Source organism: Veillonella sp. DNF00869 (genome assembly GCF_001553345.1).
Lineage (GTDB): Bacteria > Bacillota > Negativicutes > Veillonellales > Veillonellaceae > F0422.
The window spans coordinates 256,887-281,945 of record NZ_KQ960771.1; the positions used below are offsets into that span (position 1 = coordinate 256,887).

The following is a 25,059-nucleotide window of genomic DNA, read 5'->3' on the forward strand; positions in this document are numbered from 1 at the left end:
CTACCAAAATTATTGCTATTTGGATAGACAAAGTTTTCTTTCTTGTACTTTATACATGCACAAAGCTCCAGCTATGGCAACATTCAGAGATTCCATGGGACCATACATGGGGATAGAAATTCTCTGTGTAACCAACTGTAATATATCCTCTGAAATACCATTTGCTTCATTTCCTAGAGCAATCATAGTGGCCCCTGCATAACTTGGTTCTCCATAGTTAACACTATCTTCTAAAACAGTTCCATACAATTTGATTCCTTGCTCTTCTATAAGCTTTACTACACTATCTTTTGTGACATTTGTATAAATCGGTAATTTACACAATCCACTCATAGTACTACGCACTGTTTTTTCATTGTATATATCTACCGTATTAGATGTTAAAAACATAGCCCTTACACCAGCACCAACAGCAGTTCGTATTAAAGTTCCTAAATTGCCTGGATCTTGTACTCCATCAATGAGTACATATAGACCATTCTCTTTTACACGAAAATCTTCTAGTCGATGTACTTTTTGACATACTACAGCAATTATACCTTGTCCATGAACGGTTGTTTCAATCCCTTTCCATAAGTTATCTGAAATGGAAAATATCTGTACGTCATAGATACCACATAAGGATAGCAATGGATCTAACTGTTCCTGTTTTATGGATTCTATGTTGACAATGACATACCGTACTGTACCAGTAGGCAGCATATCTATGACTGTACGATATCCTTCAGCTACAAATTCCTGATGCGTAGTACGATATTTTCGTTTATATAATTGTACAATGTGCTTAATTTTTTTATTATCTCGTGAAATAATATCTTCCATAATACCCTTTCTTTATGCATTCCATAATTGATAAAACAAACCTTTTTGACCTAGCACTTTCTCTAAGGTACCTTGTTCTACAATTTCACCATCGGATATGACAATAATTTTTGTAGCATCACGTAACGTTGACAAACGATGTGCTATGGCAATCATCGTTTTATCACCTTTCATATCTGCAATAGATTGTTGCAATAATTCTTCTGTGTGACTATCTATATTGGAAGTAGCCTCATCAAATACTAATAATGATTTATTCTGTACCAAGGTTCTAGCCAAAGACAATAATTGGCGTTGCCCCTGTGAAAGTAAAGATCCTAAATATCCCACAGGTGTTTGATATCCCTCTTCCAAACGCTGTACAGAGCTATCTAAATGAGCCCGTTTAGCAGCTTCTTTTATCATTTCTTCTGTAATAGAACTATCAAACAAAGAAATATTCTCTTCAATAGAACCTTTAAACAAATGGGAGTCTTGGAATACATAGCCCATTGATTGGCGTATGATCCTTGCGTCTAATGAACTCAAATCATGTCCATTTATACGAATACATCCTTTCGTAGGCTGTTCAAACCCAAGTAATAATTGCATCATCGTGGACTTACCCCCACCGGATGGACCTGCTATTCCTAAGAATTCCCCCTCCTGTAAGGACCAATTAATATCTTTCAATACATAATTTTCTGTTCCATCATAAGAAAAATAGACATGATCAAACTCGATAGAATGAATAGAAGAAAATTCTTTTGGTATCACAATATTCTTTTGTACCTGCTTAGTTTCACTTTCCAACATAGGTAAAATACGTTCTGCTCCTGCTAAGGCAGACTGTAAATTACCATATTTTTCAGCAATTTCTTTGATAGGTTCAAAAATCCGATTAATATATTGTAAAAATGCAAAAACAGTGCCTGCCTCCGTAATAGAATCAAAATATCCAGTCACAGTAAAAATAGCAATAAGAGCTACAAAAAATAATCCATCTACAATTGGCCTAAAAATAGCAAATGTTTTTACCTCAAATAGGCCTGCCTCTAGAAACTCTCGACTTACCTTATCGTAGCTTTTTTCCATGATAATTTCACCTACATAGGTCTTAATCATCAAAATAGCATTTAACATTTCTTGTACGGATGCATTGGATGCAGCTACTTTACTACGAACGCCTCTGAAAGCTTTTCTAGCATACTTACGATAGATAAAAATAACCCCAGCAAATACAGGCACTAATAGTAATACTATGGTAGCCAATGTAGTGTCTATAAAGAACATAAACGCTAAAATACCAATAATCTGAAAGATACTACTACTTATTTTTACGAGCACCTCTGTATATAAAGTGCGAATCGACTCTGTATCATTGGTAACTCTTGTCACTAAATTTCCTACAGGATACGCCGTAAACTCTCTAGGACTCATAGTCAATATATTTTCAAAAATTTTATTTCTAATATCATAGATGATACGTTGTCCAAAACTTTGCAAAGCATAGTTTTCAACACCTAATGCAATCATTCCAAACAAAATTAATCCAATATAGGCGACTGCATAATTCGTTATGAGTCCCATATCTTTAGTTGCCACGCCTACATCGATAAATTCTTTCATAATAACTGGTCGTACTAATTGCACTCCTAGCACTAGAAGTAACATAGAAACACCAAGACACATATAGGACATATACGGTTTTATAAATGTGCACAAATGTAATAGCACATGATAATCTGTTTTTTGTTTAGTTCTCATGGCTATCTCCTCGCTTTTGCAACATCACCAACTGATGATACATACCTTTTTGTTGTAATAATTCTGAATGCGTACCAGATTCAACGATATGACCTTCATGGAACACATAAATACAATCTGCACCTTCTAAGGCCTCTAAGCGCTGTGAAATGCATATAATAGTTTGTTCTGTATTAGATCGCAATGTGTCTAAGATATGACATAAACTATGAGCATCTAACGCAGAGAAAGCATCATCTAAAAGCAAGTAGGGAGCATCTTTAAAGAATGCACGAGCCAAAGAAATTCGTTGTCGTTGTCCTCCAGATACATCGGTACCACCTTCTTCTAAGTGATCATACTTACGATTCCCTTCAATACGTTCCTCTAAATCTCTAAATAACCCCGCCCGTTGAGCAGCTTCTTCAATAGTCATTGACAAATCTTTTCCATTGATATAACCAAATTGAATATTCTCTCTAATGGATACACTTAGTAAAGAAGGCGTGGATGATGCATAGGCGATACTATGACGTAATGTACTAAGCGGAATATCTTGAATATCGGTAGAACCAAAATAGATACTATGTTTAGGGGCATGCTGAATATCCAATAATAATTTAAATAAAGTAGACTTTCCCGATCCCGGCCCACCAACGATACCAATAAAAGCTCCTTTTGGAATATGCATAGATACATCTTTTAAAATTGGTTCCTTGCTAGTAGCATAGGCGAAGTTTAACCCTTCTATATGTATATCTTCTAGTGGTAAGTGCCCTACTTGTTCTTGAATTTCTTCCTGAGGAAGTTCAAAGAACTCTTCCATTCGTTCCAAGGAGGCCAAGCCTTTTTGCAATACAGATGTTAAAGAGCCAATCGCCATGATTGGTCCTATAACAAGCATGACATACCCATTAAGTGCCACAAATTCGCCTACTGTTAGTTCTCCATTGATGATAGCTTGACCACACACATACATATTAAGTGCATAGCAAACAAAGGGTGCCATATACGTTAATGGAGTCAGTAAGGAATCAATTCGCACCACATCTAGATTATTTTCATAGTTCTTTTCATTCACTTTTATAAACCGTTTCCAGCTTGTATACTCCTTGTTGAATGCACGAATGACTGCCATACCTAAAAATAACTCTTGAGCATATTCTGTCACATCACTGTAGGAACTTTGTGCTTTCTTTTGACGACTTCGTAAATGTTTTGAAAGCTTCAACATGCCATACACAATAAATGGCATCGGCAATATAGTCACCATTGCTAACCAGAGGGACATCTTTTGAACAAGGATACAAAACGCAATGACCCCAAAGAATAAGGCATCTACAAATAACATAACCCCTAATCCCAGAGACACACGTAGAGAGGTTACATCATTTGTCATCAAAGCCATAACTTTTCCTGGACCATGTTCATCATAATAAGATGTAGGAATGCGTAAGGCATGTCGAAATAACTCTCGACGTAAATAAAACTCAAAATTACGGATAGAACCTAGAAGCATATGACGAGAGATAAATTTTAACACAGTAATAACAATACCTAATACGATAAACCACCATACATACTGCCAGATTCCATCTTTGCCAACATATAATGTATTGATAGCTTCCCCCATCCAAGAAGGAACCAGTAAGAATAGCCCATTTATAGTAAGTAGTAATATGATTCCAATAATATATTTATACGAATGATCTTTGAAAAAGTATCGGAATAAATGAAAACCTTTCATAAGTACCCCCATTCTATGATAATTTCGATTTTTTTCGATAAAGTTTATTTACTAATTTTATTGTACCATGTTATAATGTCATTATACAAAAGATAATATTCCGTATTTTAAGGAGGAACATACAATGGAAAAACGTACAGGTGTAGTAACATTTGCAGGTAACCCAATCGCTTTATTAGGTAATGAAGTAAAAGTAGGTGATAAAGCTCCTGCATTCACACTATTAGACAATGGCTTAGGTGAAAAAACATTAGCTGATTATGCTGGTAAAGTTAAAGTTATTTCTGTAGTACCATCTTTGGATACTGGCGTATGTGATGCGCAAACTCGTTGGTTTAATCAAAACGTTTCTAAATTAGGTGAAAACGTTGTTGTATTGACAGTATCCGTAGACTTACCATTCGCTCAAAAACGTTGGTGTGGTGCTGCTGGTATCGACCAAGTTGAAACTTTATCTGACCACCGCGATCTTTCTTTCGGCGAAAATTATGGTTTCATTCTTGAAGGCTTACGCTTATTATCTCGTGGTATCGTTGTCATCGACAAAGACGATGTAGTTCGTTATGTAGAATACGTACCAGAGGTAACTTCTGCTGTAAACTTTGATGCAGCTGAAGCGGCTACTAAAGCGTTAGTATAATTGTTACTTACAAAGTATATAAGGGTGCAGTGATTCGTCACTCCACCCTTTTTTATTGGAAAGGTCCAAATGAATTATTTTTTGCAACAAATATCTACATTTTTTCAGTGGGTTCTAAACTTCACTCTATTCTCTATCGGCATTGTATTAACCGTAGCTGTTTTGAATACAGCATTTCATATTGTAACGCTCATACCAGGTTTATTCACAACCGAAGTGGCATATATTACATTTTTAGAAGAAATTATTAATTTCTTTCTATTTTTTGAATTCTTATCCTTAGTGGTAAAATATTTTAAAAACAACTTCCACTTCCCTCTTCGTTACTTTATCTACATCGGCATTACTGCCATCATTCGACTGATTATTGTATCTCATGAATCTGCTATAGATTTATTTCTTTGGTCTTCTGCTATCTTGGCCTTAGTCATCAGTTTAGTATTAGTCGTTCGATATGGTAAAGAGCCTAATACTGGCGAAAGGTTGTAAGTTTTCTCATTATTTATTGTAGGTATATCATCAATAGCTCTATGATCTCCTTAATTATAGTAACGATATAGAATCAAAACATGCAAAAAGGACTGTTCACGATTTCGTGTTCAGTCCTTTTTATTATGCGCAGTACTATGTATTTATACTATATGATTGTGGAACCATAACTAGTTTTACATATTTTCATTATCACAATCTATTCGCACATTTACTGCGTTACATATGCTATAAATTATAAAATGTTACGAGTATATTCTGCATATAACGCTTCTAATTCAAGCACTTTTTCATTCATTTCAACTTGCAATGTAGATGCTGTATCATAATCACCTTTTGCTAATGCATCAGTGATGCGCGTGAATAAAGATTTGCTATCTACACTATCTTTTGCCAAGTATAAACGTAATGTATTGACTTTATTCCAGTTTGCACTATCAAATGCATCTGCTGTATCATGAACAGCTTGTAAAGAACGCACTAATTGAATATTAGCTGGCACAATGCGGTTTGCTAGTTCCAATGTCCAACGTTTTAAAATACCCGCCATAAAGGAATCCATTAAATCTTGTTCAAAAGCACCACCCAATGTTAAAGATGCTACTTTTTCTGGATTGTTTGTATAGCCTTGGATATTTTCCCATACCGTAGCAGGGGCTTTACCAAATTTACGATCACGCTCTTCTGCGGTGAAATCATCAAATACGTCAACTTCTGAGCGATATTCACGGGATGTTTCTAGATAATCAGCTGCTTCCCCTTCTTTTTTTGATAATTCAGCTAAAATCGCTTCTGGTGCCTTACCAGATGTGATGACATATTTCATGCCATCGAAAGCAGATAAATAAATCAATGCTAATGCAGTATATGTATTCGTATATGGGTTTGGTGAACGCAATTCAAAACGAGTTGCCATCGGTGTATCCACATCGCGAATCAAGCCACAAAGGATCGTACGATTACGACTTGGCAATGCAGGATCTGTACCCAAGGATGTTACGATACATACAGGTGCTTCAAAGCCTGGTTTTAAGCGGTTCAAGGAGTCTGTTGTGGAGGAAATAAATGGGTTGATAGCTTCGTAGTGTTTTAATAGACCCATAATAGCACCATATGCCAATGGGCTAGCATGTTCTTTGCGTAAATCCGCTGGGGAGAACAAATTGTGGACTTTGCCATTTTTCATTTTCACCATTACACCAAAATGTGTATGCTCACCAGAACCTGCTACACCGATGATTGGTTTCGCGTTAAAAGTAACATCTAAACCATTTTCACGGAACACTTCACGAACAATGATACGGGCTTGCAATTCATTATCTGCTGTTTGCAATGGATTATTTGTATATTTCCAGTCAATTTCTAATTGTTCTAATACCCAGTCCACATTACCTTCATCGTCAAGTTTGGCTTTTACCCCGCCTACTTCTTTATGGCCCATTTCTGCATGTAAACCATATTTATCTAACAAAGATACTGCTTTTTCTAAAGCTGTACGTACGGAACCATGGGTACGTTGCCAGTATTGCTCTTGTAGTTTTTGAGATACGGATAACGCTTTTGCATCTACATTTCTGGACGGTGTTTTCACCCAAAATTCCAATTCTGTAGCAGATGTAAAGATAACGTCAGCGATTTCATTAGCATCGATAAATTCCATGCCTTTCACTTGGTTCGCTTGTAATAATTTCATCAATTCTTCTTTTACATATTCACAGCTACGTTTTAAGATAGAACGAGAGTCTACATAACGATCACAGTGTTTTAAGAATGCTGGAATACGAAGTGTACCAGTTGGTTTGCCTGTTTTTTCATCAATATGTTCATAGTTATAGTCTACAAACCAATTCACACTTGGATCGCCCCACATATCTACACGAGCATTGTTCAATGTTGCAATATTAGTTAATACAACAGAGGAACCATCTGTTTGTACCGCACGGCCTTCAAAAAAAGATTCATAATCATCAAAGAATTGCTCCATTGGAATTTTTTCATCTGTATCATTACCTGCAAGATCAACCCCTACTAAAGATACAAAACGAATTTCTGGATGTTGTTCTAGTAAGGCAAGAACACCTTCTTTACCATATTGGCCCGCTGGAATGTAGTATAATAATTCTTTGCTCATGATAAACCTCCTCATAATAAACAAAAAGACTCTAAGAAACTATGTTTCTTAGAGTCCTCATTGACTTAGTATTATATTATGCGATTATAGTAACATAATCAAATAAGTCTGTCAACTCATTAGTTGACTTTTGCAAGTTCTTCTTTGACAATGGCATTGACTAACTTGCCATCTGCACAGCCCTTAGTCTTTGGCATTACCAATGGCATAAGGTCACCCATCTTAATCGGTGCAGTTAGGGTGGAAATCGCTTCTACCACAATGTGACGAATTTCTTCCTCACTTAATTGGGCAGGCAAATATTTTGCTAATACTTCCATCTCAGCTTTTACTTGAGCAATCAAGTCATCACGATGACCCTTCTCAAACTCAGCTAAAGAATCTTGACGAATTTTCATTTCCTTCGCTAATATAGCGATAATATCTGAATCTTCTAATTCAATTTTCTTATCGATTTCTGTATTTTTTATGGCGCTATTTACCATGCGAATGACTGAAAGAGCAACCTTACCCGCTTCGCGAGCTTTCATAGCTTCTTTCATATCTGTTTTAAGCTGATCTTTTAAGGACATGTTGTACCTCCAAGATTGACTTACGCTTTGAATTTGCGTTTTCTTGCTGCTTCAGATTTTTTCTTTCTTTTTACGCTTGGTTTTTCGTAATGTTCGCGTTTGCGTACTTCAGATAAAACACCTGCTTTTTGGCAGGAGCGTTTAAAACGACGAAGTGCACTTTCAAGCGATTCATTTTTACCGACTTTAATTTCTGACATCTATATCCCCCCCTCCAAAACGTATAATGGAAGTGCAGGTAATTTATATACGCACATACAGATATTATAAGCAGTTGACATATATTTGTCAAGCCTACTCCCCTATAGTTTCTAGGAATTCATGTTACAATTTCATTTCCATGCCCATACGATACATACGACCATCAATATACAAATCATGAACTTCACGATTTAATAGATTATCAATTCCTATGTAGGCAGATAATCCATTATTTCATTTTTTATTGACACTGAAGTTTAATGTGTTAAAAGAGTAATCATTATGGGTACTAGTACCTCTATTTTGAGTAGCATCAAAACCATATTTATGTGTAAGGCTATTCCATAATACTGCGCTGTATCCATTGGATTTATGGTCATCATAAATCAGCTGTAACGTTCTTACTGATCTTGGACGATTACCTAAGCGCTAGCCAGTTGTCATATCTTTCGCATTAATATAGTTGAAGGTTCCTTTTAAGGTGATACGATTAGATACTTTATGACCTACACTTAATTCTAAACCCTGAATTTTTGCTTTATCTACATTGTAGTATTGATGACGTTGTGATACACCAGCTACGCTAGACTCAACCTTCTGACTATCAATTAGATTAGTTACACGACTAACTCTCCTGATAAGGAAGCCGCATCCATACGCCCACTATACTTCCTTGTACCGCTAAGTACATATCAATATTAGCAGTATTCAATATGACTACACGCTTAGGGCGAGCTGGCATAATAACGGGCGTACCAGTCTTATTGATTTCCGTTCTTGTAGAAGCTTCCTGAGTGATTACACTTTGTTGATGTCCTGTCCAGGAACACCCTGATATGACCATCATGCCACAAAGAAATGATGCACATACCAGTGATTTCCAGAGTTGCATTACCATTCTCCTAATAAAAAATCCATTTTCCCTGTGGAAAATGGAACTTATCCGAACACTATATAGTGAGCACTTGCTCATTGGTTACCTTAAATTTACAGTATGTTAAATCAATTTATTCTATAGTAATATAAATGAATTTTTGTCAATTAAAAGAGGGGTCAAAAGACCCCTCTTATATACGCCATACCTATAGCTATTATAAGGAAAACACATATATTGATGATTCTATCATTTATAAATAGTAGTAGATACTAATTACTTTTACCTACAAATACCTGTATAGATTCATACACCGGCTCAACAATAGATTTTCCATTAAAATCAAGAACGCCATATTTACCATGTTGTTTATAAACTACGCTTTCTAAAGTAGCTGTATCCACTTTAGATGTGTCCGATGGTAATTGCAATAGACTTTCGCCTGTTAATGGATTGACAAGGTATATATTATTTCCTCGTTTACCAATTAATCCACTGTAAACACCATAGAATGGTTTAGGCGCCGTGATGGAATCATAACTTTCACCAATTTCACGGAATGTATCTAAGGAAATCATTCGATAAGCGGATCCAGATTTACCAACCAAAACCGTAGGAGCTACTACTTCTAATTTTGAATACGCAAATGGAAGCATAGTACTATTATCTTGACGTTTTACACCCCAACGCCCTTCTTCATCTTGTAAGAGAAAGGCTCCTAGTTCTGGCATATATGTAATATTTTTATAGACCATTGGGAATACTTCAACACCCTCTTTGGTATACAGTCCAAAACGGCCATCTTTATAGGTCATAATCCCGGCTTCAGTTAATGGGCTGACCATCTGATTTTTAGAAGAAATAACTTCTTTGCCTGTTTTGTCAATATACCCTCGTTTTAATTTAGAGGTTGTCCAAGCATAGTCAGTTTCACCATAGCTTGCCTGATGATAGAATGCACCTTTCACCAAAGCAGCCGCCAATGTATTAAAAATTCCACCAAAATTTAACCCATGAGCCTTTCTTGTTACACGAGCTATCCCATTTAGGTAGGGTTCAATTTCATCATACTCTTTCACAGAAAATAGTATTTTTCCGCTTTCATCAATAGCTACCTTTTGTTTATTGCCTAATAATACAAAGGCAATTCCTTCACTGAAAGGAGCTAATACGCGTTGAATCCGCTCACCCTCAACTTGTTGTGGCATTTGTATTTTACGGGGTTGAGTACCTTCCGTTTGTGAGATAATTTTCAAAGCTGTAGCTGACTCTACATGATTACCTTCATCATCAAAATATAAAATAGATCCATCTCTTTGATAACCGGAAATAAGACCTGTATTTTGATTCCAACTTAGAGAGGTAAATATCTCATCCGATTTATATTCTCCTGTTCGAGCATTAAATATTGCTACTAATTTATTGCTTGTACCTACGCTATGCAAGTCACCATATAATTCTTTATCAAATTTAAAGGGCTTACTATGCAACATTTGACCTTGCAGATTATAATAGCTAGTTGCCTCGCCTTTCATAGCATAGATTAATCCTGTAGGTGATACTTCTACATGCTTTGTCGGCATGACAATAGAAGAACCCGTATTCACAGTTTCTAATACTGTTTTACCTGCCTCTTCATATAGTACAACGTCTAGCTTTCCTGTACTATCTAAGCGACCTATATGTAACTCTTTTTTAGGTCCCATTACAGGTTGTCCTTCTGATGATAGGATACTATTACCATCTTTAGATTTACCAATGTAATAGTACGGTTCATGGCTAAGTTTTTCCATTTGTGATTGCACATCACCCAGTGCCTTAGCCTCATTTGCAACTTTATAACTCTTTGTAGGATGGTCAATATGTTTACTAAAAGCCCCCAATACAAAGGCCCTTCCCTCATAGTATCCACGCATATATTCCATGCCACGATAGTAGCCTACACCGTGATAACCAACGCCACCAGATACATGTGTCTCTGCTTGTACTATAAACGGTGTAACCATAGTAGATGCACTTGCTAAAACAAGTCCCAGTGCTAACTTTTTACATACTTTCATAAGAGCTCCTATTACGCTTGAAATACAGCCTGCGCTTGTTCTATTTCATAACGCAACTTTTCTTCATCAATAGTCAATAATTCTTTATCTTTCATCACTACTTTACCACCCACAAGAACGGTAGTAGCATCTGATGAATTGGCCGCATACACTAAGGATGCTACATCATTATACCGTGGTTGCCAATGCAATCCTGACGTATCATACAATACAATATCTGCCCGATATCCTACATCTAATATGCCCAAATCATTATAATCTAATGCTTTAGCTCCCATGACTGTACCAAGCTCCCAAGCCGTTTGAGCAGGTATTGCCAATGGATCGTATAAACGAGCTTTATGTAGCATAGCTGCTAAACGCACTTCTTCTAGCATATCTGCATTATTGTTACTAGCAGAACCATCTGTACCTAAGCCTACCACAATTCCTTTAGCAAGCATTTCTGGCACTGGTGCAATACCACTGGCTAATTTTAAATTCGATTGTGGATTATGAGCTACACGAACAGATTTTTCTTTCATAATATCCATATCTTCATCTGTTACATGCACACAATGGGCTGCTAAACAACCTAAATCAAACAAGCCTAAGTCATTCATATGTGCAATAGGAGTTTTACCAGTAGCTTTTATAACATTTTCCACTTCTCCTTTTGTTTCACTTAAATGCATATGAACTTGTGCCCCTAAATCATGACCTAATTGAACCACTCGTTCTAAATACGAATCGGGACAAGTATATGGTGCATGAGGACCTAGCATAACTTTAATTTGCTGCTGATTATATCCATGATAGTTAAGGAATAATTCTCTACTTTCTACTAAAGCTTGTTCTGCCGTAGGTGCCACACCAGCCATACCACGAGATAAAACGGCACGAATACCTGTTTCTTTCACAGCCTCAGCCGTCTGATCCATAAAGAAATACATATCACTAAAACAAGTAGTACCAGAACGGAACATTTCTGCAATACCTAACTGTGTACCCCAATAGACTAAGTGATTATTCAATTTAGCTTCCGCTGGCCAGATGGCAGTTTGTAACCAATCCATTAACTCCAAATCATCTGCGTAATTACGCAATAAGCCCATAGCAATATGAGTATGCGTATTTACCATTCCTGGGGCTGCTAGCATACCTTTACCATCAATCACTTCTTTAGCTTGAGGTACAGCATCATTAGAAACAAATTCTTTAATATATCCATTTTCAATGACAATGGCTATATCTCTTACAATTGAATTTTCTTGTAACACATCTACATGTGTGATAACAACATCAACCATGTTCAACTCCTATTTCCTTTTCTTTTCTTGTAAATTGCGAATACTTTCGTTAAACGGAGGTCGTAATACGCCTTCTTCTGTGATAATAGCGGTCACTAAATCATGAGGTGTTACATCAAAAGCCGGATTCAATACTTCAATGCCTTGCGGTGCCGAAGGAACGCCTTGGAATTGCAGTACCTCTTGAGGATTACGCATTTCAATAGGAATATCATTACCACTTGCCATAGAGAAATCAAATGTACTATACGGAGCAGCTACATAAAATGGAATATTATGATGTTTGGCTAATACGGCAACACTATATGTGCCAATCTTATTGGCCACATCACCTTCTAAAGTAATGCGGTCAGCCCCCACAATCACTGCATCAATAAGACCTTGTTGCATAGCATAACCAGCCATATTATCTGTTTGTAATGTCACAGGAATACCATCTTCATGAAGTTCAAAAGCAGTTAGTCGAGACCCCTGCAATAACGGTCTTGTTTCATCTGCATACACACGATCCAATTTACCTTGTGCATGGACTTCTCGAATCACTCCTAATGCGGTGCCTATCCCTGCTGTAGCCAAAGCTCCTGCATTACAATGTGTCAAAATACGATATGTTTCTTTATCTTGGAATAATGTAGCTCCATGTTTTGCCATGCTTTCATTTAAGGCAACATCTTCAGTATCAATAGCGATAGCTTCTTTTACAAGAACCGCATCTAACTCGCCAATATCGCCTGTGAAAGTATCTACAATACGCAATACTCGATCAATAGCCCACATTAAATTAACAGCTGTCGGTCTAGTTTGGCGTAAGGTTTCCGCAAAAGCTCTAAATTCAGACAAAATCTCTGCACTAGCCCCACCACGATGATAGCTCTCACGGAAGGCAAGAATTAATCCATAGGCGGCTGATACACCAATAGCAGGGGCCCCGCGCACACGAAGCATTTTAATGGCTTCAGCCACTTGACGCCAGTCAGTACAACGTACATATTCCACAGATGCAGGTAATTTCGTTTGATCTAAGATAATAACTTCTGATCCATTCCATTCAATACTTTTCATACTGTTCCCTCCATAGAAACAAGTAGCATTAATGTGTTTCTTCGATTAATAAGGTTTGCATGTCTTCCTTAGAAAAGTGATATTTTTCATTACAGTAGTGACAAGTTAATTCTGTCACTTCATCTTGTGCTAATTCTTGTTTGTCATGCTTAGGTAAACTTGCTAATCGGTCAAAAAATCGTTCCCGACTACAAGGACATGCGAAATGAATACGCTCACTATAGACTTCTTGTACAGTAAATCCATCCAAAATGCGTTCCATCAAGTGTTCTGCATTAGGATTTGCTTTCAAATAATTAGTAACAGGTCCAATAGTTTTCAAATTTGCTTCAATTGTATCAAATGCATCATTTGTTACATCCGGTAAAGCTTGTACTAAAAAACCACCTGCTACAATCGTATGGTAATCTGGATCCACTAGTACACCTAGGCTAAGAACAGAACCTACTTGCTCAGACATAGCTAGATAATAGGCTAAATCTTCCGCCACTTCACCTGTTTGAATCGGACTTTGGGAAGTATAGTTTTGACGAAGTTTAGTAAACCGAGTCACTTGAACCTCTCCATTACGCCCTACAGCAGCCCCTACATCAAGCTTTCCTTCTCGCAATAGTGGTACATCTACATGGGGATGGTCCACATATCCTCGTACAGTGTTATTACTGAATGCATCCACATGAACAATGCCCAAAGGTCCATCACCACGCAATCGGATACTTACATTTTCATCATTTTTAAAATCACTAGCCATTAACATAGCCCCAGTCATAGTACGACCTAACGCAGCTGTTGCTACCGGCCACAAATCATGGCGAACTCTCGCCTCTTCTACGGTATCAGTAGTTACGGCAATGGATAGCCGCAACCCTTCTGCTGTTGTATAACGTTTAATAAAATCCACGGATATCCTTCTTTCTACATAGATTCCAATAGATTGATCATTTCGATAGCACCCATAGCACAATCAAATCCTTTATTACCGGCTTTTGTACCAGCACGTTCGATAGCTTGTTCAATGTTTTCTGTTGTGACTACACCGAACATAACAGGGACACCGGATTCTAAGGATACATGAGCAATCCCTTTTGCCACTTCGTTACATACATAATCGTAATGGGTAGTAGCACCACGAATGACTGCACCTAAACAAATGACAGCGTCATATTTGCCACTTTTCGCCGCTTTTTGAGCAATTAAAGGAATTTCAAAAGCACCTGGTACCCAAATAGTAGTAATGTCACTATCTTGCACATCATGACGCAATAATGCATCTTTCGCACCGCTAATTAATTTAGATGTGATGAACTCATTAAAACGAGATCCGATAATAGCAAATTTCTTACCTGTACCTATTAATTTACCTTCTTGAATCATTGTAATTCTCCTTTATTCATATAAGACATATATGGACCTAAGCACACTGTTTATTAGGTGTTATTTTCATATATTATTACAGCATATGACGCATTTTTTCTTTTTTTGTATTTAAATATTTTGCATTAATACTATTGGCTTTAATCACAATAGGAACTCGCTTAGATACAGTGATTCCCCAACGCTCTAAATCCTCTTTCTTTTCTGGATTATTCGTCAACAGCTTAACACTTTTTACATCTAATTCGCGCAACATTTGTGCCGCTAAGGAATATTCACGCATATCTGGTGGGAATCCTAGTTTCACATTGGCTTCCACTGTATCGTACCCTTGATCTTGTAGTGTATAGGCTTTAATTTTATTCGTTAATCCAATGCCACGCCCTTCTTGGCGCATGTAGATAACGATGCCTTCGCCTTGCTCTTCAATAGAGCGCAATGCATTTTCCAATTGTTCCCCACAGTCACAGCGATGAGAACCAAATACATCTCCTGTTAAGCACTCAGAATGAATACGCATCAACACATCAGATTTTCCACGTACATCACCTTTTACAATCATAAGATGTTCTTTATGATCTACTTCATTTTTAAACACAATGATGCGGAAATCACCGAACTTTGTAGGTAGTTTTGTTTCTGCTGCAATGCTTACTAATCTATCGTGTCGCTTTCTGTATTCCACTAAAGCTTCTACAGAAGCAATCTTTAAATTATGTTTTTTACTGAAAGCCAATAAATCATCCATACGTGACATATAGCCTTCATCATTGGTAATTTCACAAATTGCTGCCGCAGGATATAATCCAGCTAGTTTACAAAGGTCAATAGATGCTTCTGTATGGCCCTGGCGTACTAATACTCCACCTTCTTTGTAACGCAACGGAAATACGTGTCCAGGACGTCTAAAATCTTCTGGTTTTGCATTTGGATCAATGAGTTTTTGCATCGTTACAGCACGTTCTTCTGGAGAAATACCTGTGGTCGTATCCACATGGTCTACTGATACAGTAAACGCTGTTTCATGATTATCCGTATTCTTTTCTACCATTTGAGGAATACCAAGTCGTAGCAAATCACCTTCCAACATCGGTGTACACAATAAACCTCGAGCCTCTTTGATGATAAAGTTAATGCTTTCACGAGTAGCAAATTCAGCAGCCAAAACTAAATCACCTTCGTTTTCACGACTTTCATCATCTACAATAATCACAGGCTTTCCTGCTTTTAAGTCTTCAATTACTTCTTCAATAGAGTTTAATGTATAGGACATAAATATCATCCTTTCTATAAAAAGCCGTTACGCACTAAAGTATCCATCGTCACTGTACTAGTATTAGTAGACTCCAGATGAGTTTCTTTCATAAAATGCTCAATATAACGGCCAAAAATATCTGTTTCTAAGTTCACTGTAGTACCAATAGTAGCATATTGCAAAATAGTGTTTCCAATCGTATGAGGTATAATAGAAATTTCAAACCAACCAGTTCCCACCTTGGAAACAGTCAAACTAGCTCCATCCACAGTGATAGACCCTTTGTATATAACATAGTGTAGAATAGCATCATCGGCAGCGATACGGAACACAATAGAATTACCTACATGATCTTTACCGATAATCTTGCCTTGACCGTCCACATGCCCTGCCACTACGTGGCCACCGAAACGACCGTTGGCAGCCATAGCTCGTTCTAAATTTACCTTACTTCCTGCTGAAAGATTTATTAATGATGTCATTTTAACTGACTCTGGCATCACATCTGCTGTAAATCTTTGGGCTCCTATGTTCGTGGCTGTTAAGCATACACCATTGACCGCTACGGAATCACCAATTCTTAAATCATCGAAAATGATAGTTCCTGCAATTTCAAGGGTAAGCGAGCTTTGGGAACGTTTTACACTCTGTATGGTCCCTATTTCTTCAATGATCCCCGTAAACATAAACGCCTTCTCTTCCTCTTCGATAACTAATTATTTTCATATTATCACCAACAGCCATCACTTCATCAATATCTAGCTGTACTGCTTCATCTAAACTAGAAAAGCCTAAACCACCCACAGCTGGTGTAGCTCCAATACCTCCAATAATACGATTCCCAATGTAGGTTACCAATTTATCAAAAGATTTAGTTTCTACAAAACTAGCCACCACTTGGCTTCCACCTTCAATGAGCAGGCTCATACATTGACGAGCACCTAGTTCTTCCAAAATAAAGGAAATGTCTAAACCTCTTTCATTGGATGGCGTCACAATAACTTCTGCTCCCTTATCACTGAAAGCTCCCATTTGTTCTAGCCCACACTCTTCGCCAACAAATATTGTTATATTGCGATTAGGTACTGTCCAAATGGTTGCATCTAGTGGAGTTCTACCTTGAGAGTCTAGAATGTATAAATGCGGTTGATTTTCTACGGTTTCTTGTGGAAGACGACAACTTAGTAATGGGTCATCCGCTATAATCGTACCTACCCCTACTAACATAGCATCTACTTCTTTACGAATACGATGTCCATCGAGCCTTGCTTCTTCATTGGTAATCCATTTTGATTCACCACTAGCAGTAGCAATCTTTCCATCTATGGACATGGCAGATTTTAAAATCACGAAAGGCTTACCCGTTTTAATGTATGTAATAAATGCTTCATTCATTTCCACACATTGTCGTTCCAAAACGCCAATCTCCACTTCTATGCCCGCTTCTTGTAGCATAGCTAGGCCTTTACCCGCTACTAATGGATTAGGGTCAATCATACCAATGACAACCCTAGAGATACCTGCAGCTATTACGCGCTTAGCACATGGCGGTGTTTTTCCATAATGTGAGCACGGTTCTAGTGTCACATATAAGGTAGCTCCTCTAGCATCCATACCAGCTTGATGTAATGCATACACCTCTGCATGAGGCTCGCCGGCTTTTTGATGATATCCTTCACCAATGATGCGCCCATCTTTTACAATGATAGCTCCTACCATTGGATTTGGAGATGTACATCCTCTTGCTTTTTCTGCTAATTCAATCGCTTTTGCCATATATTTTTCATCAGTTGTCATATGTGTCATGGCTCACCTCTACACAAAAAAGGGACTATATACATAGTCCCTTTAGCATTCCAAATATTTGATAACATACACAATAGCTATCAATATACTGTCTTTTCCCATCCAGACTTTACTGTCGGTTCCGGAATATCACCGGATCTGCTCTCAAGAGCTTGCGGACTATTATACCGCCGGTCAGGAATTGAGGTTCCCCTCGCACCTTGCCTCAAAGACTTCTTTATTTGATTTTAGTTCTTATCTTTATAAGATGACTTTATTGTATCATAAATTGCTTACTATAGCAATGTAATAAGAAAAGCAACCCTAAAAGGGCTGCTTTTCTTTTCATGTTGTATGAATGTATTACACAATTATTTAGAACATGCATCTAATAGGTAAGCAATACCGATGAATGGAATACCTGCACGTTCGCCTAAACCAATTTCACATGTAGAGCTAGAACTTACTCCTAATGTAGCCCCGTACTCTTTCACTTCATCTCCTAAATCCCGTGTAGCGGAATGGTTCAATTCTGGTGTAAAGAAACCTTTTTGCCCTGCGAAACCACAACATGCAAAGGATTTAATATTGAATACTTCATCAGTACATGCACGTGCAAGCAGTTCAATGTATTTTTCTTTGCCAGCTTTTTTGATTTTACATTGTTTGTGAACAATAACACGCTCTTTACACTTCACAATATCTAATTTAGGAACAATATGTGTGTATAAGAACTCAGATACATCAAGGATTGTTACAGATTTAATATGTTTGAAAGCATGGGAGAAACATGCAGAATGGTCAATCACAACTGGATATACACCACCACAGCTTGCTTCTAATAAAGCATTTTCTAAATCGCGTAATGCACGTTTATCAATGTCTTCATAGTTTTCAAAGCTCAAACCACAACATAAGTTTTCAATATGACGTGGATAAATGACATTATAACCTGCTTTTTTACATAAGTTTTCCATCACTTGTTGCAAGCTACGAGTATCTTTTTGACCTTGATTTGGTTTGAAAGCACGATTTGCACAAGTACTGAAATACACAACATTATCATTGCCTACTGTATTACGTTGATTTTTCAAGGTATGACGGTTAGCTTTTGGCAATGTAGTTGGAGCATATGGTGTCACTCCTGTTAGTTCGTGAGCCCCTTTTGTAATTTTAGAGATTAACTTATTAGTAATCACTTTACCTGCTGCACCACCTAATGTAACACCCATGCGGGCTGCTGCTAAGGTAGCTGGGAAATTATCATAAATCGCTTCTGCAATACCATGACCTTTTGCTGTTACTTTACGAACAGATAAGGCGATTTGTGCTGTATCAATGCCTAATGGACATAGCATGGAACACATGGAACATGCTGCGCATGTATCTACACCATAGTATTGATAACCTTCAGATAATGCATCTGCTTCTGCATGTTTACCTTCTTGACGAAGACGTGTTTCTTCACGTACTAAGGAAATACGTTGACGTGGTGTTAATGTTAAGTTTTTAGATGGACAGTTCTTTTCACAGAAACCACATTCAATACACATATTGAACAATGGATCAATAGCCGCCATCGCTTTCAAGTTCTTTTTATATACATCTGGATCATCTGTAATGATAACATCTGGATTGATTAAGTAATTAGGATCAAATAATTCTTTGATACGGCGGTTAACTTGGTAAGCTTTCACACCCCACTCTAACTCAACGAATGGCGCTACCATACGACCTGTACCATGCTCTGCTTTAATACTACCTTCTACAGCTGCTACTTGTTCTGCCATTTCTTTCACAAGTCCACTAAAATTATCACGTTCTCTTGGATCATTCAAGTCTGGAGTAATAATAAAATGAACATTGCCACTTAAGGCATGGCCAAAGATAATACCATTATCCATAAAATCATATTTGCGGAATAACTCTGTAATGATACCGATACCTTTGACAAAGTCCTCAATTTTAAAACATACATCTTCTGTGATTACCGTAGAACCAGATTTGCGTTGTCCTGCTGCAATTGGCAACAACCCTTTACGAATATACCACCAAGAATTGTATTCTTCCGGATTCGTAGAGTATAAGCTAGGAATAATAGTTGGAATATCTTTTAATTGTTCTTTAATATATTCCACTTGTTCTTCTAATTCTTGCTCATTATTACTTTCAGACTGGAATAGAATACAGCTAGTACCCTCTGGCACTCCACGTACAAAATCTGGTACTTGCTCTAACTTTTGTACACTCTTAAGACTGAGGTAGTCCATCATTTCCGCAGATACTACATATTGACGCCCCATATTTGCTAAGGTTACAACTGCGCGGGACGCATCGGATAGCTCTTTATAGAATACAAGACCACAAGCTTTAAATTTTTTATCTTCTACTGTGTTATATACCACTTCAGATACAAAGCCTAATGTACCTTCAGAACCAATAAAGATATGATTTAAAATGTCCACAATATCTTCAAAGTCTACTAAGGTGTTAATGGAGTAGCCTGTTGTATTTTTAATTTTAAATTTACGTTGAATTAACTCTACTAATTCTGGATCATCAAAAATCCATTGACGAAGATCTAATAATCCTTTCACAAGGTCAGCACGAGAGGTCATGAAAGCTTGTACACTAGCTGGATCACTAGTATCTAAAATCGTACCATCCACCAACACAACACGAACAGATTTTACCGTTTGGTAAGAGTTTTCTACAGTACCACAGCACATACCAGAAGAGTTATTATTAAAAATCCCCCCTACTAAAGCACTTGCAATAGTAGCTGGATCTGGGCCAATTTTGCGTCCATAAGGAGCTAACTTTTCATTCGCATCGGCCCCAATAACGCCACAATCGCAACGTAATGCTTTACCTCCGTCTAATACTTCCATTCGTTTAAAGCCATCATTAGCCACCACTAATACATGTTCACTAGAGCATTGTCCAGATAAAGATGTACCTGCTGCTCTAAAAGTCACTGGTGTACCATATTGATTTGCTAAAGCTAAAATACGAATCACTTCTGATTCATTATTAACTTTCACCACTACTTGTGGTACATACGAATAACAAGAAGCATCTACACCATAAGCATAGCGGTGTAAAAAATCTGTAAATACTCGATCAGGGCATACGGTCTGTGCTTCCGTAGAAAAAGAAGCAAAATCGTAACGTAACGGTGCTTTCATAATAGGACCTCCTAGCATTACTATATGTAGTATGATTTATAAATTTGAACGACTCGTTCAAAGGGGCATAGCTCTCTATGTCTTACCTATAGCTTACCATAGGAGTAGAGTTTCGTAAATTCTATAATTAATTTTTATAATCATAACTATTACAAAAAAGTATAACAAATTTACAAAATTAAAAATTTTTTATATAATAGACTATGAATGAAAGTAGGTGAAAACATGCACGTTTTAGGTGAACACGTTTTAATTGATTTATATTCATGTATTGATGAAAAAATAGAATCTCCTGCTGTCTTACAAGATGCTATTGTAAATGCCTTAGCAATTACAAATCAATGTGTTGAGGAAATCGATTGCCAAATTTTAGAAGATGAAATCTTCTTGGTAGCCGTATCCCATCACTGCCATGTAATTCTTCATGCATATCCACAATTAGGCTATGTAGCAGCAGATGTATATACATTTGAAAAATCTGTAGAACCAAAAGTAATTATGAAAGAATTACAACGATCTGTGGGTTCTGAAAAAGTAAAGGCTACTAGCATCCGTCGTGGTGACTTTGGTAATGAAAGAGACATGAAGCCTCGTAAACAGTCTTCTCTAACTGCTATGGGTAGAGTTACACGAACTCGTACACGGTTGACAAAAACTGGCAAAAATATTACTTCTAAAAGTGTAAAAGCCATCAAAAAAGTAATGGGTAACAACAAATAAATATCGAACATACAAACGGCTAGCCCTTAATGGAAACTAGCCGTTCTTTTGTTCGATATTATACTATTCCAACATAAAAGGCTGAACTTAGGAATATATCCTCAAGTTCAGCCTTATTATATACAGATGTAGCCTTTACAATTATAGTTGTAAAGATAATTGTCTACCACTTGGTTCATAAGCCGTAATAGTTACTCCGGCAGTTTGAAACAATCGTTTTGATGCTTGTACTTCTCGTGTATCTTTGTAATCATCGCGCCAATAGATAACTTCTTTAATACCACTTTGAATGATGGCTTTTGCACATTCATTACAAGGAAATAAAGTGACATATATTTTACTTCCCTCTAGTGAACCACCACGATAATTTAAAATGGCATTCAGTTCACTATGAACGATATAAAAATATTTATTATCTTCTTCTCGATTACGATTCCAAGAGAAATCATCATCATCACAACCTAAGGGCATACCATTATAACCGATAGATAAAATTTTATTATCATCACTCACAATACAAGCCCCTACTTGTGTATTGGGATCTTTGGAGCGTTGCCCTGCTAACATGGCAACACCCATAAAATATTCATCCCAGCTAATATAGTCCTTACGTTTTTCCATAGGAACCTCGTTTTATTTGACTACAATATTAATTAATTTTTTAGGCACTACAATCACTTTCACAACAGTTTTACCCTCTGTAAACTCTTGTACACGTGGTAATGCTTTCGCAGCTGCTTCTAATTCTTCTTTAGATAATGAAACAGATACTGTCAATTTATCGCGTACTTTACCATTCACTTGAACTGCCACTTCTACCTCATCTACCACTAGAGCAGATTCTTCATAAGTCGGCCAAGATGCAGCATGTACAGAACCTTCAAATCCACATTCATGCCAGATTTCTTCAGTAATATGCGGTACAAATGGTGCTAGCAATAATGTTAATTTTTCAACTAGTTCTTTTGCTAAATCGCTTTGTACAGAGTCATGGCTATCTTTAAATTGGTACATAGCATTTACCAACTCCATAACAGTACTGATGGCAGTATTAAAGTTGAATTTACCATCTAAGTCTTCTGTTACTTTTTTGATAGCACGATGTAATTCACGGCGTAATGCTGTTTCATCTTTGGATAAGCTATCATGATGTCCAGACGCACCTAATTGTTGGTATGTATCGATAATACGCCATACACGACCTAAGAAACGATAGGAACCTTCTACCCCTTGGTCGCTCCAGTCCAAATCACGATCTACTGGTGCTGCGAATAAGATGAATAAACGAGCTGTATCGGCACCGTATTTAGAAATGATTTCTTCTGGAGATACCACATTGCCTTTAGATTTAGACATTTTAGAACCTTCTTTTAATACCATGCCTTGTGTTAATAAGGCTTTGAAAGGCTCATCCACTTCTACTAAACCGATATCATGTAATACTTTCACAAAGAAACGTGCATATAATAAGTGCAAGATAGCATGTTCAATACCGCCAATGTATTGGTCTACATTCATCCAGTATTTCGCGATTTCTTTATTAAACACTTCTTTGTCATTACGAGCATCTGTATAGCGTAAGAAATACCAAGAGGAATCGATAAATGTATCCATTGTGTCGATTTCACGTCGAGCAGGACCACCGCAGCAAGGGCATGTTGTGTTTAGGAAGTTTTCAGATGTAGCTAATGGAGAGATAGCACCGCCGTCAAAGGATACATCTTCTGGAAGTTTTACAGGCAATTGATCCTCTGGCACTAATTGTTCTCCACATTTGTCGCAGTATACAACTGGAATTGGACAACCCCAATAGCGTTGGCGAGAAATCAACCAATCGCGAAGACGGAAGTTTACCGTTTTACGACCTGTTCCTTGTTCCGTGAAATAATCGCCCAATGCTTGGCGCGCTTCCTCTGATGTTTTACCGCTGAAGTCACCGGAGTTCACCAATACACCATCTTCTGTAAAGGCAGCATCTAAGGTTTGGAAGTCCAGATCTTGCGCACTATTTTGAATCACCCAATTAACAGGCAAATCATATTTTTTCGCAAATGCATAGTCCCTTTCATCATGAGCCGGTACGCCCATAACAGCACCCGTACCATAGTCTGCTAGTACATAGTTAGCAATCCAAATTGGTACTTCTTTGCCAGTGATTGGATGTGTCGCATAAGAACCTGTGAACATACCTACTTTTTCTGCTTCTGTAGAAGTACGTTCAATATCGCTTTGATTGCGCAATGTTTCGATGAAAGCTTCTAATTCAGCTTTATTAGGAGCATCTTGAATCAATTCTTTTACATATGGATGTTCTGGAGCTAATACTACATAAGATACGCCAAATAAAGTATCTACACGAGTAGTATAGACTTCAAAGGATTTATCAATTTTAGGCACATAAAAAGCAAATTGTGTACCTTCACTGCGACCGATCCAGTTACGTTGCATCGCTTTTACACGGTCAGGCCATTGGCCCAATGTATCTAAATCGTCTAGCAAACGATCTGCATAGTCTGTAATTTTAAAGAACCATTGTTTTAAGTCTTTTTTCACTACATCATTATCACAGCGCCAGCATTTGCCATCAATAACTTGTTCGTTAGCTAATACTGTATGGTCATGTTCACACCAGTTTACTTTCGCTTCTTTTTTATAGGCCAAGCCTTTTTTATAAAATTGTTGGAATATCCATTGTGTCCAACGATAGTAATCTTCTTTACAAGTCGCAACTTCACGGTCCCAATCATAGGATAAACCCAACTCTTTTTGCTGACGTGTCATGTTGGCAATATTATCTAATGTCCAATCTTTAGGAGATACACCATTTTTAATAGCTGCATTTTCTGCAGGCATACCAAATGCATCCCATCCCATTGGATGTAATACATTAAATCCACGCATTTTTTTGAAACGTGCCACTACATCACCAATCGAATAGTTACGCACATGTCCCATATGTAAGTTACCAGATGGATATGGGAACATTTCTAACACATAATATTTTTCTTTACTTGGGTCATACTCTGTTTTAAATACCCCAGACTCTTCCCAATATGTTTGCCATTTTTTTTCAATGTCTTGTGCCACGTATTTTTCGTACATGCTATGCCTCCTCAATTGTATGT

20 protein-coding genes and 1 riboswitch are annotated in these 25,059 nt (G+C 37.3%); of the genes, 3 read left to right on the forward strand and 17 right to left on the reverse strand.

Annotated elements, in window-relative coordinates:
* Positions 1-15: 15 nt before the first annotated feature.
* Genes HMPREF3032_RS05555 through HMPREF3032_RS05565 form a run of 3 tightly spaced genes read right to left on the reverse strand, consistent with a single transcriptional unit; the run spans position 16 to position 4,294 of the window.
* A complete protein-coding gene (locus tag HMPREF3032_RS05555) occupies positions 16-822 on the reverse strand; it encodes a TrmH family RNA methyltransferase (RefSeq protein ID WP_062402838.1) in 807 nt (268 codons plus the stop codon).
* A 12-nt stretch (positions 823-834) separates the two neighbouring features.
* Positions 835-2,568 carry an ABC transporter ATP-binding protein gene (locus tag HMPREF3032_RS05560; RefSeq protein ID WP_062402840.1) on the reverse strand — a complete coding sequence of 578 codons (1,734 nt, stop codon included), beginning with the start codon at positions 2,566-2,568 and terminating at the stop codon, positions 835-837.
* The gene (locus HMPREF3032_RS05565) at positions 2,558-4,294 is read right to left on the reverse strand and encodes an ABC transporter ATP-binding protein (RefSeq protein ID WP_062402842.1); all 1,737 of its coding nucleotides are present in this window, start codon (positions 4,292-4,294) and stop codon (positions 2,558-2,560) included. Before HMPREF3032_RS05565 ends, HMPREF3032_RS05560 begins: the two co-directional genes overlap by 11 nt.
* 124 nt (positions 4,295-4,418) lie before the next feature.
* On the opposite strand from HMPREF3032_RS05565, the gene tpx reads away from it, so the two are divergent.
* Both tpx and HMPREF3032_RS05575 read left to right on the forward strand, forming a co-directional pair.
* On the forward strand, positions 4,419-4,934 hold the full coding sequence (gene tpx, locus HMPREF3032_RS05570; RefSeq protein ID WP_062402845.1) for a thiol peroxidase: 516 nt from the start codon (positions 4,419-4,421) through the stop codon (positions 4,932-4,934).
* 69 nt (positions 4,935-5,003) lie between these two features.
* Positions 5,004-5,423 (forward strand): phosphate-starvation-inducible protein PsiE, encoded by a 420-nt coding sequence (locus HMPREF3032_RS05575; RefSeq protein ID WP_038144480.1) that lies wholly within the window; start codon positions 5,004-5,006, stop codon positions 5,421-5,423.
* A 235-nt stretch (positions 5,424-5,658) separates the two neighbouring features.
* Here HMPREF3032_RS05575 and HMPREF3032_RS05580 read toward each other — a convergent pair whose 3' ends face one another.
* The 12 genes from HMPREF3032_RS05580 to HMPREF3032_RS05640 form a co-directional block, all read right to left on the reverse strand.
* Positions 5,659-7,554, reverse strand: coding sequence for a type I glutamate--ammonia ligase (locus HMPREF3032_RS05580; protein WP_009353130.1), 1,896 nt, complete (start codon positions 7,552-7,554; stop codon positions 5,659-5,661).
* A 119-nt stretch (positions 7,555-7,673) separates the two neighbouring features.
* Positions 7,674-8,126 carry a GatB/YqeY domain-containing protein gene (locus tag HMPREF3032_RS05585; RefSeq protein ID WP_062402848.1) on the reverse strand — a complete coding sequence of 151 codons (453 nt, stop codon included), beginning with the start codon at positions 8,124-8,126 and terminating at the stop codon, positions 7,674-7,676.
* A gap of 20 nt (positions 8,127-8,146) precedes the next feature.
* Positions 8,147-8,326 carry a 30S ribosomal protein S21 gene (rpsU, locus tag HMPREF3032_RS05590; RefSeq protein ID WP_009353131.1) on the reverse strand — a complete coding sequence of 60 codons (180 nt, stop codon included), beginning with the start codon at positions 8,324-8,326 and terminating at the stop codon, positions 8,147-8,149.
* Between the two features lie 1,147 nt (positions 8,327-9,473).
* Positions 9,474-11,261 carry a WG repeat-containing protein gene (locus HMPREF3032_RS05600; RefSeq protein ID WP_062402854.1) on the reverse strand — a complete coding sequence of 596 codons (1,788 nt, stop codon included), beginning with the start codon at positions 11,259-11,261 and terminating at the stop codon, positions 9,474-9,476.
* Between the two features lie 11 nt (positions 11,262-11,272).
* Positions 11,273-12,550 (reverse strand): amidohydrolase, encoded by a 1,278-nt coding sequence (locus HMPREF3032_RS05605; RefSeq protein ID WP_062402857.1) that lies wholly within the window; start codon positions 12,548-12,550, stop codon positions 11,273-11,275.
* A gap of 9 nt (positions 12,551-12,559) precedes the next feature.
* Positions 12,560-13,612 carry an S-methyl-5-thioribose-1-phosphate isomerase gene (mtnA, locus tag HMPREF3032_RS05610; protein ID WP_062402860.1) on the reverse strand — a complete coding sequence of 351 codons (1,053 nt, stop codon included), beginning with the start codon at positions 13,610-13,612 and terminating at the stop codon, positions 12,560-12,562.
* A gap of 28 nt (positions 13,613-13,640) precedes the next feature.
* On the reverse strand, positions 13,641-14,513 hold the full coding sequence (gene hslO, locus HMPREF3032_RS05615; RefSeq protein ID WP_062402863.1) for an Hsp33 family molecular chaperone HslO: 873 nt from the start codon (positions 14,511-14,513) through the stop codon (positions 13,641-13,643).
* A 14-nt stretch (positions 14,514-14,527) separates the two neighbouring features.
* Positions 14,528-14,986, reverse strand: a complete 459-nt coding sequence (gene ribE / locus HMPREF3032_RS05620) for a 6,7-dimethyl-8-ribityllumazine synthase (RefSeq protein WP_009353515.1) — start codon at positions 14,984-14,986, stop codon at positions 14,528-14,530.
* 76 nt (positions 14,987-15,062) lie between these two features.
* Positions 15,063-16,259, reverse strand: a complete 1,197-nt coding sequence (locus tag HMPREF3032_RS05625) for a bifunctional 3,4-dihydroxy-2-butanone-4-phosphate synthase/GTP cyclohydrolase II (RefSeq protein ID WP_009353506.1) — start codon at positions 16,257-16,259, stop codon at positions 15,063-15,065.
* 14 nt (positions 16,260-16,273) lie between these two features.
* The gene (locus HMPREF3032_RS05630) at positions 16,274-16,927 is read right to left on the reverse strand and encodes a riboflavin synthase (RefSeq protein ID WP_009353516.1); all 654 of its coding nucleotides are present in this window, start codon (positions 16,925-16,927) and stop codon (positions 16,274-16,276) included.
* Complete coding sequence (gene ribD, locus HMPREF3032_RS05635) at positions 16,908-18,038, reverse strand: bifunctional diaminohydroxyphosphoribosylaminopyrimidine deaminase/5-amino-6-(5-phosphoribosylamino)uracil reductase RibD (protein ID WP_062403453.1); 1,131 nt, start codon at positions 18,036-18,038, stop codon at positions 16,908-16,910. Before ribD ends, HMPREF3032_RS05630 begins: the two co-directional genes overlap by 20 nt.
* Positions 18,039-18,133: 95 nt before the next feature.
* Positions 18,134-18,264, reverse strand: a riboswitch (FMN riboswitch).
* A 133-nt stretch (positions 18,265-18,397) separates the two neighbouring features.
* The gene (locus tag HMPREF3032_RS05640) at positions 18,398-21,214 is read right to left on the reverse strand and encodes an FAD-binding and (Fe-S)-binding domain-containing protein (protein WP_062402866.1); all 2,817 of its coding nucleotides are present in this window, start codon (positions 21,212-21,214) and stop codon (positions 18,398-18,400) included.
* A gap of 225 nt (positions 21,215-21,439) precedes the next feature.
* Here HMPREF3032_RS05640 and HMPREF3032_RS05645 point away from each other — a divergent pair, with 225 nt between their 5' ends.
* Positions 21,440-21,934: an S-adenosylmethionine decarboxylase family protein gene (locus HMPREF3032_RS05645; RefSeq protein WP_062402869.1), complete on the forward strand. Its 495-nt coding sequence runs from the start codon at positions 21,440-21,442 to the stop codon at positions 21,932-21,934.
* A gap of 141 nt (positions 21,935-22,075) precedes the next feature.
* Here the strand turns inward: HMPREF3032_RS05645 and HMPREF3032_RS05650 are convergent, their stop codons facing one another.
* Positions 22,076-22,555: a deoxycytidylate deaminase gene (locus tag HMPREF3032_RS05650; RefSeq protein WP_009354146.1), complete on the reverse strand. Its 480-nt coding sequence runs from the start codon at positions 22,553-22,555 to the stop codon at positions 22,076-22,078.
* Positions 22,556-22,567: 12 nt separating this feature from the next.
* Positions 22,568-25,036, reverse strand: coding sequence for a leucine--tRNA ligase (gene leuS / locus HMPREF3032_RS05655; RefSeq protein ID WP_062402872.1), 2,469 nt, complete (start codon positions 25,034-25,036; stop codon positions 22,568-22,570).
* Positions 25,037-25,059 lie beyond the last annotated feature (23 nt).

Coding starts and splice junctions, on each gene's coding strand:
- HMPREF3032_RS05600 (WP_062402854.1), bottom strand. CDS start 11,261: ATGAAAGTATGTAAAAAGTTAGCACTGGGACTTGTTTTAGCAAGTGCA.
- HMPREF3032_RS05560 (WP_062402840.1), bottom strand. CDS start 2,568: ATGAGAACTAAACAAAAAACAGATTATCATGTGCTATTACATTTGTGC.
- HMPREF3032_RS05625 (WP_009353506.1), bottom strand. CDS start 16,259: ATGTCCTATACATTAAACTCTATTGAAGAAGTAATTGAAGACTTAAAA.
- mtnA (WP_062402860.1), bottom strand. CDS start 13,612: ATGAAAAGTATTGAATGGAATGGATCAGAAGTTATTATCTTAGATCAA.
- HMPREF3032_RS05580 (WP_009353130.1), bottom strand. CDS start 7,554: ATGAGCAAAGAATTATTATACTACATTCCAGCGGGCCAATATGGTAAA.
- HMPREF3032_RS05640 (WP_062402866.1), bottom strand. CDS start 21,214: ATGAAAGCACCGTTACGTTACGATTTTGCTTCTTTTTCTACGGAAGCA.
- leuS (WP_062402872.1), bottom strand. CDS start 25,036: ATGTACGAAAAATACGTGGCACAAGACATTGAAAAAAAATGGCAAACA.
- ribD (WP_062403453.1), bottom strand. CDS start 18,038: ATGACAACTGATGAAAAATATATGGCAAAAGCGATTGAATTAGCAGAA.
- HMPREF3032_RS05605 (WP_062402857.1), bottom strand. CDS start 12,550: ATGGTTGATGTTGTTATCACACATGTAGATGTGTTACAAGAAAATTCA.
- rpsU (WP_009353131.1), bottom strand. CDS start 8,326: ATGTCAGAAATTAAAGTCGGTAAAAATGAATCGCTTGAAAGTGCACTT.
- HMPREF3032_RS05650 (WP_009354146.1), bottom strand. CDS start 22,555: ATGGAAAAACGTAAGGACTATATTAGCTGGGATGAATATTTTATGGGT.
- HMPREF3032_RS05555 (WP_062402838.1), bottom strand. CDS start 822: ATGGAAGATATTATTTCACGAGATAATAAAAAAATTAAGCACATTGTA.
- tpx (WP_062402845.1), top strand. CDS start 4,419: ATGGAAAAACGTACAGGTGTAGTAACATTTGCAGGTAACCCAATCGCT.
- HMPREF3032_RS05565 (WP_062402842.1), bottom strand. CDS start 4,294: ATGAAAGGTTTTCATTTATTCCGATACTTTTTCAAAGATCATTCGTAT.
- HMPREF3032_RS05645 (WP_062402869.1), top strand. CDS start 21,440: ATGCACGTTTTAGGTGAACACGTTTTAATTGATTTATATTCATGTATT.
- ribE (WP_009353515.1), bottom strand. CDS start 14,986: ATGATTCAAGAAGGTAAATTAATAGGTACAGGTAAGAAATTTGCTATT.
- HMPREF3032_RS05585 (WP_062402848.1), bottom strand. CDS start 8,126: ATGTCCTTAAAAGATCAGCTTAAAACAGATATGAAAGAAGCTATGAAA.
- HMPREF3032_RS05630 (WP_009353516.1), bottom strand. CDS start 16,927: ATGTTTACGGGGATCATTGAAGAAATAGGGACCATACAGAGTGTAAAA.
- HMPREF3032_RS05575 (WP_038144480.1), top strand. CDS start 5,004: ATGAATTATTTTTTGCAACAAATATCTACATTTTTTCAGTGGGTTCTA.